Raw genomic sequence first — 13,248 nt, 5'->3', positions numbered from 1 at the left:
GTTCGTAAATCGTGATGCGGCAATAGGGCTGGGCATCGATATCGATGACAACTTTGCCATCATCGCAGTGGGCCAGTCCCGTTCCTCCGCTCTTACAATATTTTGATGCCCCAGACCGGCGTGTCACCGGCCTGGCAAGGTTCATTCTTTTCCTGTTTAGCAATCACGCGTAATTCGCCCGCGCTCGCGAGGATTGGGCACGCGATCATGATTGCAATGGCGAGGGTGCGTCTCATTACTTTTCCGTTGGTATCGAGGACGCATTCCCAGACGAGAGAGCGCTGAACGTCCTTCGGTTCCCGCCGAACCGAGATGAGACGCAAAGTTGCCATAGAATATAGATGCGATCGGCGAGTGGCTGGAGCAGCTCCTTGAATCGACTTTGGCGAACCGCGTCGTAATCTATTGACAAATAACGATTATGCTAGTCGCTGAGGGCCTCGAACCCCAACCAAGAAGCGCCAGGGTTCGCTGGGTTCCTTAATTCGCGCCAGATGCTCTCGACAAATTTCTGCAGCACATGTTTGTAGTTTCGAAATCCGCTCGCCCAGCCAAACCAGCGCCCTCCTGGCTTATTTGGTAGTGCTTCGAATACCGCGCCTTCACGTAGGCTTCATTCAGTGTGTTGAACCAGGCGCGATGGCGCTGCTTCTCCCGAGGCCAGGCCTGTGCTAGTCGTCGATCTTGATCCTCAGCCAGAGACCTCAAAAAAGTGAGCTTACGGGATAGTGGGCTGTAGTTGGTGGTCACGAGCAGAACGGTAGAATAAGTTTGCTCGATGGCTTGGTGCAGGAGAAAAGCCGCTGTTTTTTAAGCGCCTTGGGCTGGGCCAACGGCTCCTCATTGAGTTCATAAAGAATGATGCCTTCACGTCGGATGTGCAGATCATGTATCCTGGGCGTTTCAGGGTGAAAGCGAACTCGCGGTAGCGACTGATCCGCTATACACACCCTATGCGTCCGCTCTCGACGCTCCTGACGTACTTAAGCACCATGTCGTTCGTCGCCACGCCTATTCTCTGGCATGAGTGAAAAGGCGGATTGCCGGCCAGTGGGTGATTGCTTCCCGAAGTTTACCGAAAAGCTTTCCATCTTGTTTGGTCGCGGCCCGCACCTGAACAGCAACCCAGCCGGCTTTCATGGTCGCGCCGACATGACAATGGCAAACAATGGCGTGCAATTGCCAGTCCGATAGCTCGAAGAAGCGTCTGGCTTCACCGTAGGTTTCATTCCTCAGTCCCTGCGCGCGCAACATCGGATCGGCGAAAGCAATGCTCAGTGGAGATTCGAGACATTGCGCTTTGTCTCGTACATCGAGGCGCATGTATTCGGTGCCGGGGAGTGCTCCGAGGCATCGGTCGGGAAATTGCTCGAGAAGCGCTGCCCAATGTTCCAGTCGCTGGCTTCGCGTCATCACCGAGCAGGCCGCATCGACTTCCGCGACCGCCTGCAACTCTTCGAGTGTTTGGTGTCTCATGGCCGTCTCCTGTTCGCGGGCCGCTCTGCCTGCAGCAAAGCGCGCGACAGGCCGGAATAGCCCCAGTCGTTCCCTATGGCGCTCGAACCTCGATCCAGCCGGAAAGTTCCATTGCAATCGAAATTTTTTCAGGCGGTCAGCCTTGGGATTGGAAGCTACGCTCCGCCCTGTGCTGGCGCCGGCGAATGTGACTATGAGCGGGACATCTCCGGCGACTATCCGAAGCGCCATTCGCGTCGGGTGCTCATGAGCACGTGAATCCTAGCTGACTGCTTCCAGGCCTCGCCGCGGACTCTTCGAACTTTCGCCTTGTCGATTGAGCGGATCGCTCCTTGGCAAGGAGCCCTTGATGGAACATCCGAGATCGATGGCAAAAGTCGCCGTCCCATCGGATCCATTTGTCGCGGTCGCGAAACACGATCGGTGAATCATACCGCAGCCCGACGGCATTCGACTTTTCCTCTCTTGACTCGCTGGCCAAGGCGCAGACACACTAAATTTGCCGCATGGTTCGAGGGGAGGACCGTCGTGGAAAACAACACAGAATCTGACCGACAACTGGCGCTGCGCCTTTCGGCTTGGTTGCTCTTAGTGGGGCAAATTCTCTACGTCATCGTTACGCTGTTCCATGCCGGCGGGGATGCCAACAACCACCCAGTCATCTTCGAAGGTTATGCCGCCAGCGGCACATGGACCATGGTCCACGTAGCCCAGTTCGCGTGCACCGCCATTTTGCTGGCGGGCCTGTTGACCCTGTTCTTTGGCCTTGACGTTCAGGGTGGAACTGCCAAGTGGACCGGCCGATTTGGAGCAGCTTTGACCGTGGTGAGCTTTGCACTGTACGGAGTGGTGCTGGCGGTCGACGGTGTCGCGCTCAAGCAAGCCGTGAACGCTTGGGTGAACGCTCCCGAGGCCGAGAAGGCGGCGCGCTTTGCAACAGCAGAGGCCGTCCGTTGGCTGGAATGGGGGACGAGAAGCTACGAGGCCTTCGCGTTGGGCCTCGCGTTGGTCCTCTTGGCTGTCGCGGTAGCCTTAGCGGCGAAGATCCCGCGGCCCATCGCCTACCTAATGGCGCTCTCAGGTCTCGCTTACTGGCTGCAAGGCTGGACCGCCGGGTCTGAAGGCTTTTCGTCAACGCACGTAATCGGTATAGAGGCGGCCGAGGTCCTGAATGTGATTTGGGCCGGATGGCTGCTCGTCGCATCCTGGAGGCGTCATTGATTCCGCCGCGTTCAAACACCGCGCGCGGGCAGCCGCCAGCGATCTTTTGACGGAGCCAGTTGGTCTGCAGGTCCGCCAGGGCGCCGTCGACATCTCAAGAAACTGAGACACGCGCAGGCCGAATTGGCGAGACAGCAAACCCAAGAAAATGGCACGCCTTTGCCGCCGGAGAATCCCAAGGAAGCCAGGCGACGCACGGCCCTGGCGCTGGCCAGACAGCGGGCAAAAGCCGGGATGTACATAAAGCCCAACTATCTTTCGAATGGATCCAACAGAAGCCACTAATACATGACAACGACGGATGGTATTTTCCTGTTCTCCGTTGGATAACGGACCACCGAGCATTGGCGAGTCGTCAAAGGTGCATTACAAGCAGCAGCACAGGGGTTGGGCTAAATTGCTATTCTGGGAGTGAATACGTTGACTGAACAAAATGAGGCTCAAAACGTCGATCTGGTCGGTCTGACAGCAGATATCGTCTCAGCTTACGTCGCTAAGAACGCCATCCCCATTTCCGAATTGCCCGAACTTATTGCGTCTATTCATTCGTCACTGGCGGCATCGGCCACCCAAAATGCGGCCGAAAAACCAAATCAGGAGCCCGCAGTCAATCCGAAGAGGTCTGTGTTTCCTGACTACATAATCTGTCTTGAAGACGGGAAGAAATTCAAATCTCTGAAGCGCCATCTTGGCGTGCACTACGGAATGACGCCCAATGAGTATCGCGAGAAATGGGGATTGAAGCCGGAGTATCCGATGGTGGCGCCGAACTATGCGGCTCATCGATCGGCATTGGCAAAGTCCAGTGGGCTCGGCCGCAAGCCCGCGGCAAAGCCGGCGAAAAGCACTGCCAAAAAGCGTTCGTCACGATGAAAGCGTTTTTTTGCACGGGCTCCGCGTGGAGGCCATACGTGACAGCCGACGCGCGAGTTTGTGATGCAGGGCGGGGGGCGGACTGTATCATTTTAATACAATCTTCAATTTGTAGACTCCTGGGATGCATCGGCAGCTAGTGTTTCCGTCCAGGCTAGAGGAGAGAAAAGCCCGGAGACCGGGAGGAAAACGATGTCCGTCCAAAAAGAAGACTATCGAACGAACAGAGCCGACTACTTGATCGCCGCGACGAAAGGCTTGCGGGCCGTTGATGTAGGCCGTAATGAGATATTGGAAAGAAGAAAGAAATCTCTGTGGCTAAGAGACCCGCGAACGGCCAGATTGGCCGCAAATCCGTGCGATAGCTTGCCGGAATCAAAAGCCAAACCGCGAGGCAACTAACGTCTCTGGTGCTTCCGGCGATACCCTGCCCTTGGCTACTCCAGCTTCGTCCTTATGGATGCGTGCCGATCATTTCGGCGGAGGTGTATATTTGTCGTCAGCCGGTGCCGTGTTTCGTTTCCGAGCCCCCGCCGGTTAGGCCCGGCGGCGCGCCACCAAACCCGACGGCCACCGGGCCGCTCCCGTATAGGAGCCACGGACCGTTCGGCAATGGCTTCCACGGAGCGAAAATGCCCACACACCTGCGGTCCGGCCCCGTTCTCGATGGCCGATCCCGACGTCGTCAGACGCCTGCTCGAAGCTGTCGGCCGCGACCTCGACCAGGCCATCGAATTCCAGCTCGCTCTCGGACCGGAGCGAAGCCGTCGAGATGCGCGCGAATACCGAAGCGCTCAGGGCCGAACTGGAGCCGTGCTCGACGTCCAACAGCATCATGATGGTGCTCCCGCTCGTGGCAGGTAACCCCAAGGCGGGACCGCTGATGAAACCACGTCTCGATTGATCAGGTCACGATTCCGACCCACAGGCTGAAATCTGATACCTTCGTTGTGAAATCGGAAGCTGCCATTCCGTTTCGGCCCAAGGCTCGTCGCCGAAGCGGCGGATCAGGTTACTGTAGCTATGGCCTCCGTGTAGGTATGAAATTCGGATAGCCCACTGGACGTTCCGACGAGAACAACAACAGCATCCGCTGACATCGCGCCTTCGGCGATCAGCTTCCTTGCACCGGTCAGCGCAGCTGCGCTCGACAGTTCCAGATAGAGGCCGCAACGCGCCAACCGGTCCTGATCTTCACGCACCTCGATGTCGTCTGTGACGACTGCCTTGCCGCCGCAGGACGCGATCGCGTCTATCGCCTGGTAAGTCACTGTCGACCCGCCGATCGAGACGAGTGTTGTACGGCCCGGGAATGTGCCACGATAGTCTTCTCCGGCAAGCGCCTTCGACAGGCGGGCGAACGGCTCCACGGCATGAACCCTTGGTGGGTCGACGAGAAAGCCTGCCCGCCGCAAATCGCAATAGCCGCGCGCAATTGCCCACAGCAGATCGGCCCTGGCGGTTGGAACCACGATGTCGGTGCAACGCCCCCCAAGATCGCGAAAGATCTCGAGTGCAATCGACCTCAAACCATCCACTCCGAACGGATTGCTGCCGACCGCTGGCAAAATGAAGTTTGTGGCCGGGTACCATTGTCCTGTTTTTACGCGGCCGACCATCGCCTGCCAGCGCCGTTCGGGCGTTTCGGCCGCCATCAGCGTCGCCCCGTGCACTTCGATCGCACGGCGCCAGTTGGGATTCATATCCGGCGTCGTGACGACAACGCAGGCCAACCCGACATGAGCTGCATAGGCGGCAAGCGACGCGCCGGCGTTGCCGCTCGAGGCTGCCGCCACCGTGGTCGCGCCCGCATCCAGTGCTCTTTGGACAACAAATCGGCTCATGCGGTCCTTGTGCGATCCTGTAGGATTGGCAGCCTCGTTCTTCACGAAAAGATCTTGAACGCCGATTTCCCTGGCCAGTCCGTCCATCCGAACGAGCGGGGTATCGCCTTCGCCGAGCGTGGGATGGTCCGGATAGATTTGCCAGTCCGCGAGGCGATCCAGGGATTTGGGCAATTCAGCATATTCGATGGCGAGGCTGGCAGGCACGCCACGGTCGTGACAAACCGGGCAGCCTTCATGGTAGTCTCCAAGCGCGAAGACCGTCCCGCAGCGCACGCAGCGCAGGCCGAGCGCCAGCGGATTGAGCGCTCGTGAGGACCTAAGCATGGAGAGCCTGAGAATGGTCAAGTCTAGGGCCGACATCCGCCATCAGCTTGAAGAGGCAGTCGCCGCGCTGTGTCAGCGACGGCACTCTGCGGCACGCCACGATCCCCGAGGATCCGAAATATAGTGTTTGCGGTTCGCGCGTCGGATCATCGGGAAAATGGATGCGGGCAGCCAGCTGCCCTTTGGTGACTTCGTCACCAACCTTGGCGGCAGGTTCGAAGATCCCCCTTTCGCGCGCATAGACGAATGCGTCGTAGCCGCTGACCGTCATCAGACGCGTTGGCGGGGCAGGTTCGACGGAAATGCCGCGCAGAATGCCGAGATCGCTGAGAACCCGGCGCAGGCCCGACAGGGCTAGCTCCAGTCCGTTTTGCGATAGGGTCGCTCCTCCCCCCAATTCCGTCGTGAGCGCCAGCGCTCCGCGCGCCTCCGCCGCGGCCGCGAGCGTGGTGAGACCGCCGCCGCCGGTCCCGTCGCTTATGAAGCTTATCGGCGCACCGAATAGTTTCAGCAGCCCAAGCAGACGTTGATGCTCCTGTGCGGTACGCCCAGGGCGCACCAGCGCGCTCGCGATATAGTCGAGCGAGCGTCCGCCCGAATGAAGATCGACGACAAGGTCAGCCATCGGAATCAGAACTTCGCTGACATAGTGGGCGATCATCTGGGTCGGCGTTCCAAGCGCGGCGCCCGGAAAGACGCGGTTGAGGTTGCCTTCGTCGAGTGGCGACACCCGCCGGCCGGCCTCCACCGCCGGATAGTTGAGAGCCGGGATGATGATGAGCCGCCCCGAAACCTCATGTGCTTGCGTTGCTCGGGCAAGACTGGAGAGTGCCACTTGCCCCTCATATTCATCGCCGTGGTTTCCCGCGATCAGCAATGCAGTGGGTCCCGAGCCGTTCTTGATGCACACCAGCGGAATCGGGATCCAGCCATAGGCCGACAGGTCGGTCGAATGCGGCAGTCGAAGGCAATCCGACTGCTTCCCCTCTGCAGCATAGTTGATTGGCGTCCATATCCGGGTTTTTGCAGACATGGCGGATTGCTTGTTCATCGCAGCACTTTCTCCAGGAAGCGGCGCGTGCGCTCGTGTCGCGGAGCCGTGAAGAAAATCGAGGGTGGAGAGATTTCGACCACCCTGCCCTCGTCCATCAAGACGACGTCGTCGGCTACCGCTCGCGCAAAGCCCGGCTCATGAGTGACGCAAATCATGGTCATTCCGCTTTTGGCCAGGTCGATCATCACATCCAGGACTTCCCTAACCATTTCAGGATCAAGCGCCGACGTCGGCTCGTCGAAAAGCATGACCCGCGGGTCGAGGCACAAGGCCCGCGCGATCGCCAACCGCTGCTGCTGGCCCCCGGAGAGCTGGACCGGATACTTTTGCGCCTGCTCCGGTATCCTTACCCGCTCCAGATGGCGCATCGCGATCTCGGTAGCCTCGACCGCCGGCTTCTTCAGGACACGTCTTAGTGCCAAGGTGCAATTCGCAAGCGCAGTCAGATGCGGGAAGAGGTTGAATTGCTGGAACACCATCCCGACCTCTGGACGTCCGTCTGCGGGGCGCCCCGGGGTGCTCGCAGCCTCTTTGCCGCGGATCCGGATCGTTCCACGTTGATAGGTCTCGAGCCTGTTGATGCATCGCACGAGTGTCGACTTGCCCGAGCCGGATGGACCACAGATCACGATGCGCCTGCCAACTGGCATCGCAAGGCTGACATCCTTCAGCGCGTGAAAAGCGCCGTACCATTTGTTCAGACCGACGATCTCGATCGCGGTTGCCTCATCGCTTGCAACGACATCACTTCGATTCCAATTCGCGTCTGACAAGGAAATGGCGTGCGCCATCTGTTCGCTTTCTCCGTTTAACGTTGAGAAGGCTGGGCGAGCCTGCGCTCAAGAAGACGCACCAGCTTTGCTGCCACCAGCGCCAATGCCAGCAAGATAATTCCAGCGACCGCCAGCGGCTCGGCGTAGCGGTAGGTCTCGGACGCGACGTCGAATGCGCGTCCGAGCATTTCTGGCACCGCGATGGTGGCGAGATAGGGCGTGGCCTTGAGTATGGAGATGAAGTAGTTGCCCGCTGGCGCAGCTATGTTGCGGACCATCTGCGGGGCCAGCACCAAGGCGATCGTGTCCGCGCGCGAGAGGCCCAAGGCCTTCGCGGCCTCCGACTGACCCCTTGGAATAGCATCGATCCCTGCCTTGAACACCTCGGCGAGATAGCCGCTGAAGTAAATGCTGAGGCCAAGCACGCCGACGACCATCGCCGGCAGGACGACGTTGAAGTGGGGAAGCACGAAATAGAGGAAGTAGAGCCAGGCTAGCGCCGGCGTGGAGCGGATGAAATCGATCACGAAGCGCAACGCATATCCTGGGACCGACCCCAAGCGTCGCGCGATTTCGAAGACGAAGCCGAGAGCGCAGGCGCCGATGCAGCTGAGCACCGTCACCTCGACGGTCGTTCCGATCACGCTGGCAATCGTCGGGACGGTCGAGAGGGCAAAGGCAGGATCAAAATTCACCGGACAGGCTCCTTGCCGCGCCCGTCCGCAACTGCAGCCAGCGGCCGAATATCGTGATCGGGTAGCAGACCACGAAATAGGCAAGCAGAAGCGCCGTGTAGATCCCGAGGGGATTGTATTCGACCTCGGCCAGCTCCTTGGCCTGGAATGTCATGTCCGACAGGGTGATCAGCGAAACAAGGGCCGTGCCTTTGATCAGCTGAATGAGTTGGTTGACAAAAGTCGGTGCCATGGCCATCAGCGCCTGCGGGAGCTCGATCAGCAGCAGGGTGTGGTGACGCGCCAGACCGAGGGCCGACGCGGCCTCCCTTTGGCCTTTGTCGAGCGCCTCCAAGCCACCCCTCACCGCTTGGCTGCCGTACCCTCCCGCATTGAGCCCCAGAACCATGGCGCCCACCGTCGTTGCCGGCAGATGGATGCCGAAGCCCGGCAATGCGTAATAGAAGACGAAAAGCAGAATGATCACGGCCGAGCTGCGCCAGAACTCAATGATCAAGGTTATGGCGAAATGCGCAGCGCCCTTGGTCAAATACTGCGCGACGCCGAATGCCAAAGCGAACGGCACTGCAAACAAAAGCCCGAATGCCGTCACCATGGCGGTAACCTTGAGCCCGCCAAGAATGCCAAGAAAGATGTCAAGGAATGTCACGTTCTGAAGCCCAAAAGGTCGCACGACCGTTTGACCACCGGTCGTCCCATGAACAGTTCTGGCCTGCGCGCGGCGACGAGGAATCAGTTGCCGTTGCAGAGCTGATCGCTTTTGAGGTCTGGTGCTGTTTCTTCGTCGCTGAACCCGTACTTCGCCATGATCTTGGCCACGGTGCCGTCCGACTTTAGCGCCCGAAGCTGTGCATTGTACAAATCACGAAGGTCGCTGTCGTCCGTGCGGAATGCGATCGCTGAGTAGCCGAAACGATCTTGCCCGCCAGCACCCTGAAAGGGCGTCACGCGCTCCAGGCCGCTGATGTTCGCGTCGGAGAGGATACGGGCCACCGTCGGCGCTGAGAATGCCGCCACATCGATCCTGCCTGAGAGCAATGCCGACACGTTCGACTGGATGTCGGGAAACAGCTGCGTGCGATCCTGTGGAACTCCGGCGGCGGAGGCGTTCTTTGCGGTGGTGCTGCCTCGGCCGACGCCGAACCTGACGTTCTCACGCGCCGCTATGTCGGCATAGCTATGCACCTTCTTGGGATTTCCCTTCATCACGAGCGCCGCATCGGCGAGCTTGAGGTCCGGGTCGCTGAACGCGACGAGCTTGCAGCGTTCTGGAGAGATATAAAGACCGGCAGCGATCGCGTCGAAGCGGTTGGCGTTTAGCGCTGGTATCAAGGCGCCGAATTCCGCAATTACCATGTTGACCTTTGATACCCCCAATCGGGCGAAAGCGGCCCTGACGAGATCCGGGTGAAAGCCGATTGGCTCGCCATCCTTGCCGCGAAAGCCCCATGGGGCGCCATTCGAAATTCCGATCACGATAGTGCCTTCTCGCAGGACCCGTTCTCGCGTGGTTTCGGCGCGGCCGGCCGCTGCGACTGTCAAAACCGCCACGAACGCCAGAACCGCTGTTCGGCTACAAACGCGCGCTCTGCTCCGCATCGATTTCTCCTCCTGTGACGTTTGTCGTGGCCTATAAGGTAGACCAAGTATAACAGGTATGTCAAATTTTTGTTAAGTTCATATTCCGGTTTTGTGAAATGCGGCCCAGGGATGGACAATCCGGGTTCGGTCATGTAGGTATCCCTAGTATACCAGAAGTTGAGCGGGTCAATGGTTGGACAAAGCGCGAATGCACTTCACGAGACAGTGAGGCAGGAAATCATGCGCAGAGTGAACACGGGGGAGTACGCAGCCGGCCAAGCTTTGCCCTCCGCTGCCGCTTTGGCCGAAGAGTTTGGTGTAAGCTCAATCACCATAAAGCGCGCGTTGCGCGACCTGCAGCCGGCTGGCGTTCTACGCTCGGTGCCGGGGCTCGGTACATTCGTTCGCGAGCAGCGGCGGTTCATTCGTGATCTCGACTATTCCTTGACCTCGCACGCGGACGCGTTGCGTCTTGGTCTAAAACCCTCGATCCGGCTCCAGTCGTTCACCCAGGAGAAGATTGCCGATCCCGCGTTCGAGGTGCTCGATCCCCCAGCTGGTTTCATGCTTTGTGTGCGCAAGGTTATTTCGGCCGACGACATTGCGGTCATGTATGACACCTCCTACTTGCCCCGCTCGATCGATGACGAGGTCATCAATGATTTCGGGGACAAATTCATCGGTGACGCACTGCGTGAGCGCGGAACGCAATTTACCAAGACAAAGCTCCTCATCGACGCCGCGCCGGCGTCCGAGCAGGCGCAGCAGATTTTTTCCATTCCCAACGGTTATCCAGTGTTGCGGCGCCTTTATCGCCTCAGCACAGCCGACAGCTCGTTTTCGATCTTCGGTGTAACGGAATCTCCCTTTGACAGGTTGGCATGCACGGTTGAGCTCGAGGCGAGCTAGGCCGACGCGCCAACACTGCGGAACGGCAACAAGCGCCGCGACCATCCAGGAGGAACCATGCTTCCAGCCCCGCCGTCACCGGACGTCCCCCAGGACGAACTCTGCCGGCGCCTCGCCGCCGTCCGGCGTGAAATGAGTGCGCAAGATGCGCAATTCCTGGTTCTTACCGATCAGAAGAATGTCGAATATTTCACCGACTATCGCACGTTGTCCTGGGGGTATCACTCTCGGCCGCTGTTCTTGCTCATAGACCACAAAGACATCACAGCCGTCGCCAACCGGATCGAATCGCGCAATCTCGAATCGCGATCGCGCGATTTTTCCATTTCCTACTACGACGGCTACCTGGCTGAGGGGGCACGCGCGATCGTTCAACTGCTTTGGCTCCGCGACCCGGCCGCGAAGGCAAAGACGGCAATCGACTACGGCCAGGATATGCATGGCCGCGGCTCCCTGGAGCTCGTAGACGGCATACGCTCCCGTGGCGGGCAATCACAGCTCGGCCCCGCGACCAATCTGCTGTGGCGCACCCGTATGATCAAATCGCCTTTCGAGGCGGAGCTGAAACGCGTCTCGTTTGCGATCGTCAACGCCGCGTTCGACGACGCTGTCGCTGATGCCAGGCTTGGCATCACCGAGGTCGAGCTCTGCCGCCGGATCCAGTCCCGGATATTCGAATACGGCGCTGAGCGTGCCGACCCCATCGCCATGACGTTTTGTCGAGGACAGTTCAATTACGCGCGGCCGCCCGCGATGCGGCCGCTGGAAGTTGGCGAATATGCCTGGACGGATTTTCGGTCCACCTATGGCGGATACCCGGCGGACAGAAACCGGATCGCCCGTGGCGGCGAGCCCGAGTCCTGGGAGATCGAAGCCTACACAAACACCCGCGCGCTGACGATCGCGCTAGCCGAAGGCGTGAAGGCTGGAATGACGTGCGGGGACCTGTTCGGGGATTTCGAGCGGCTCTGGCGCGATGCGGGCCTGCCACCGGCATATGGACTTGTCTCGCGCATCGGACACGGCGGTGGCCTGGACGTGACGGAGCCGCCGTCTATTTCAAAAGACAATCCCGAGGTCTTAACATCCGGAATGATACTCCATCTCGAGCCCAAGTTGGAGAAAGACGGGGCGGTCTTTCAGTTTGAAGAGGTAATTTATGTCGGTGACAAGGGAATCGAATTCTTGAGTGATCTGTCTCCAGAGCAAATCCCGGTGATAAACTAGCCGGGACCGTGGCATTTTGTAAGCTTTGGCGTTCGTAATTTAACCTGACACTTTCTTGCATTGTCGGACAATGTTTGTTCACAGGCGTTTTTCCAGCGGCGGCGGGCAAGCGGCGAGAACAGCAAACGGGCGAGGATTATGAATTGTGCGATATTACCCAGCGAGGCCACGACAGCGCCGTTGAAGCCTCTTGTTGCAATATGCTCCCAGGACGTCGAATTTTACCTTATGCTGAGCCATATTCTGGAGGTGGACGGCTTCTCCAGCACACTGGCCAGCACCGATGACGAAACGCTTGAGCTGGCAGAGGCGACCACCGTCCAGGCATGGATTTTGGATTGCCGTGCCGCCAACCAGATGGCGGTCACCTGCGGACGGCTGAGGCAGGATCCGCGGACCGAGAGCCTGCCGGTCATCGCGCTCATAGCACCCGACGCGCAAAACCAGCACATCGGTCTGCTGAAGGCAGGGATCGACGAGTGTTTCGTAAGGCCAACGGCGCCGGCGAAACTGCTGATCTACCTACGCTCACGGTTGGGAAATCCGGTTCGCTCCGAGGCCGGTCTGTCACTCAGCTACGGCGGAATTGAAATGCAGATCGATACCCATCACGTGCGATGCAAGGGCGAGGAAATTCTTCTCGGGCCGATCGAATTCAAACTCCTGCGCTACATGCTCGAGAATCCGGAAAAAGTGATCAGCCGCGAAGAGCTGATCAAAATCGCCTGGCCGCGCAACGTCTTTGTCGGGCCGCGAACGGTGGACGTTCATATCAGCCGACTGCGACGATGCTTCAGGCAGTTCCTGCACGCTGACGTGATCCGCACTGTTCGACTTGGTGGCTACGCCCTGGAAGACCAATCACTCGCAAGAAGCTAAAGCGCGTCGCGCTGAAACGGATTCAAGCGACGCGCTTTAAGCTTTTGTTTTGATGCATGTCGTTGTCCCAGAACCGCTGCACACTTCTGGGCGACATGCATTAGGCCGCAAATCCAGCCTTGCCGCGAGAGCCTTTGGCCCGTGACCAGTCGCCACGCGCTTCGAGCTCGTTCAGTCCGCCATCCAAGCGCGGGCCGATGAAGGCCGCCAACCGGCCGGCCTTCGTCGGCCAGCGCCCGCAACAATCACTGCGCCTGCAAATATCGGATTGGTTTGCCAACGCTTATCGCCTGCGCTGCCGCTATGATCCCTTGAGCGTCGATGCCGTAGTGTCGGTAGAGATCCGCAATGGTGCCGGTTTGCCCGAAGCGCTCGACCCCCAAGGCTCG

At 59.1% G+C, this 13,248-nt stretch carries 15 protein-coding genes and 1 pseudogene; 6 read left to right on the top strand and 10 right to left on the bottom strand.

Annotated features, from left to right (window positions below; translation table 11 throughout):
• Window positions 1-92: 92 nt before the first annotated feature.
• The 3 genes and pseudogenes from ABID26_RS18705 to ABID26_RS18695 form a co-directional block, all read right to left on the bottom strand.
• A complete protein-coding gene (locus tag ABID26_RS18705) occupies window positions 93-236 on the bottom strand; it encodes a hypothetical protein (protein WP_292375022.1) in 144 nt (47 codons plus the stop codon).
• Between the two features lie 183 nt (window positions 237-419).
• A pseudogene (locus tag ABID26_RS18700) lies at window positions 420-878 on the bottom strand (HEPN domain-containing protein); the annotation flags it as partial.
• Between the two features lie 133 nt (window positions 879-1,011).
• Entirely contained in the window at window positions 1,012-1,476 is a 465-nt protein-coding gene (locus ABID26_RS18695) for a hypothetical protein (RefSeq protein ID WP_292375021.1), read from the bottom strand.
• Between the two features lie 528 nt (window positions 1,477-2,004).
• Between ABID26_RS18695 and ABID26_RS18690 the strand changes: the two genes are divergently transcribed.
• Together ABID26_RS18690 and ABID26_RS18685 are read left to right on the top strand one after the other, a co-directional pair.
• Entirely contained in the window at window positions 2,005-2,697 is a 693-nt protein-coding gene (locus tag ABID26_RS18690; protein WP_292375019.1) for a hypothetical protein, read from the top strand.
• A 420-nt stretch (window positions 2,698-3,117) separates the two neighbouring features.
• The gene (locus ABID26_RS18685; protein WP_292375018.1) at window positions 3,118-3,570 is read left to right on the top strand and encodes a Ros/MucR family transcriptional regulator; all 453 of its coding nucleotides are present in this window, start codon (window positions 3,118-3,120) and stop codon (window positions 3,568-3,570) included.
• Window positions 3,571-4,107: 537 nt separating this feature from the next.
• On the opposite strand, the gene ABID26_RS18680 is transcribed toward ABID26_RS18685, so the two are convergent.
• The 7 genes from ABID26_RS18680 to ehuB form a co-directional block, all read right to left on the bottom strand.
• Window positions 4,108-4,407: a hypothetical protein gene (locus tag ABID26_RS18680; RefSeq protein ID WP_292375016.1), complete on the bottom strand. Its 300-nt coding sequence runs from the start codon at window positions 4,405-4,407 to the stop codon at window positions 4,108-4,110.
• Between the two features lie 170 nt (window positions 4,408-4,577).
• The gene (locus tag ABID26_RS18675; RefSeq protein ID WP_354416032.1) at window positions 4,578-5,762 is read right to left on the bottom strand and encodes a pyridoxal-phosphate dependent enzyme; all 1,185 of its coding nucleotides are present in this window, start codon (window positions 5,760-5,762) and stop codon (window positions 4,578-4,580) included.
• The gene (locus ABID26_RS18670) at window positions 5,734-6,792 is read right to left on the bottom strand and encodes a succinylglutamate desuccinylase/aspartoacylase family protein (protein ID WP_354416031.1); all 1,059 of its coding nucleotides are present in this window, start codon (window positions 6,790-6,792) and stop codon (window positions 5,734-5,736) included. The genes ABID26_RS18675 and ABID26_RS18670 overlap by 29 nt, the downstream gene beginning before the upstream one ends.
• Entirely contained in the window at window positions 6,789-7,586 is a 798-nt protein-coding gene (locus ABID26_RS18665) for an amino acid ABC transporter ATP-binding protein (protein WP_354416030.1), read from the bottom strand. Before ABID26_RS18665 ends, ABID26_RS18670 begins: the two co-directional genes overlap by 4 nt.
• A gap of 17 nt (window positions 7,587-7,603) precedes the next feature.
• Entirely contained in the window at window positions 7,604-8,263 is a 660-nt protein-coding gene (locus ABID26_RS18660; protein WP_320274546.1) for an amino acid ABC transporter permease, read from the bottom strand.
• Window positions 8,253-8,912, bottom strand: coding sequence for an amino acid ABC transporter permease (locus ABID26_RS18655; protein ID WP_126098630.1), 660 nt, complete (start codon window positions 8,910-8,912; stop codon window positions 8,253-8,255). The genes ABID26_RS18660 and ABID26_RS18655 overlap by 11 nt, the downstream gene beginning before the upstream one ends.
• 83 nt (window positions 8,913-8,995) lie before the next feature.
• Entirely contained in the window at window positions 8,996-9,862 is an 867-nt protein-coding gene (ehuB, locus tag ABID26_RS18650) for an ectoine/hydroxyectoine ABC transporter substrate-binding protein EhuB (RefSeq protein ID WP_126098629.1), read from the bottom strand.
• A 171-nt stretch (window positions 9,863-10,033) separates the two neighbouring features.
• On the opposite strand from ehuB, the gene ABID26_RS18645 reads away from it, so the two are divergent.
• The 4 genes from ABID26_RS18645 to ABID26_RS18630 form a co-directional block, all read left to right on the top strand.
• A complete protein-coding gene (locus tag ABID26_RS18645; protein ID WP_126098628.1) occupies window positions 10,034-10,753 on the top strand; it encodes a GntR family transcriptional regulator in 720 nt (239 codons plus the stop codon).
• A 57-nt stretch (window positions 10,754-10,810) separates the two neighbouring features.
• Window positions 10,811-11,980: a M24 family metallopeptidase gene (locus ABID26_RS18640; protein ID WP_354416029.1), complete on the top strand. Its 1,170-nt coding sequence runs from the start codon at window positions 10,811-10,813 to the stop codon at window positions 11,978-11,980.
• A gap of 228 nt (window positions 11,981-12,208) precedes the next feature.
• Window positions 12,209-12,859, top strand: a complete 651-nt coding sequence (locus ABID26_RS18635) for a response regulator transcription factor (RefSeq protein WP_189521488.1) — start codon at window positions 12,209-12,211, stop codon at window positions 12,857-12,859.
• Window positions 12,860-13,056: 197 nt separating this feature from the next.
• The coding region (locus ABID26_RS18630; RefSeq protein ID WP_354416179.1) for a hypothetical protein at window positions 13,057-13,248 on the top strand (192 nt) is incomplete at its 3' end.

This window comes from Mesorhizobium shonense, assembly GCF_040545255.1.
GTDB lineage: Bacteria > Pseudomonadota > Alphaproteobacteria > Rhizobiales > Rhizobiaceae > Mesorhizobium > Mesorhizobium shonense.
The sequence above is the reverse complement of the archived record's forward strand: the minus strand, read 5'-3'. Positions and strand labels throughout refer to the sequence as shown.

Excerpts from the sequence above, each read along its gene's own strand:
- ABID26_RS18705 (WP_292375022.1), bottom strand. The coding sequence starts at position 236 with ATGAGACGCACCCTCGCCATTGCAATCATGATCGCGTGCCCAATCCTC.
- ABID26_RS18695 (WP_292375021.1), bottom strand. The coding sequence starts at position 1,476 with ATGAGACACCAAACACTCGAAGAGTTGCAGGCGGTCGCGGAAGTCGAT.
- ABID26_RS18680 (WP_292375016.1), bottom strand. The coding sequence starts at position 4,407 with ATGATGCTGTTGGACGTCGAGCACGGCTCCAGTTCGGCCCTGAGCGCT.
- ABID26_RS18670 (WP_354416031.1), bottom strand. The coding sequence starts at position 6,792 with ATGAACAAGCAATCCGCCATGTCTGCAAAAACCCGGATATGGACGCCA.
- ABID26_RS18665 (WP_354416030.1), bottom strand. The coding sequence starts at position 7,586 with ATGGCGCACGCCATTTCCTTGTCAGACGCGAATTGGAATCGAAGTGAT.
- ehuB (WP_126098629.1), bottom strand. The coding sequence starts at position 9,862 with ATGCGGAGCAGAGCGCGCGTTTGTAGCCGAACAGCGGTTCTGGCGTTC.
- ABID26_RS18645 (WP_126098628.1), top strand. The coding sequence starts at position 10,034 with ATGGTTGGACAAAGCGCGAATGCACTTCACGAGACAGTGAGGCAGGAA.
- ABID26_RS18640 (WP_354416029.1), top strand. The coding sequence starts at position 10,811 with ATGCTTCCAGCCCCGCCGTCACCGGACGTCCCCCAGGACGAACTCTGC.
- ABID26_RS18635 (WP_189521488.1), top strand. The coding sequence starts at position 12,209 with ATGCTGAGCCATATTCTGGAGGTGGACGGCTTCTCCAGCACACTGGCC.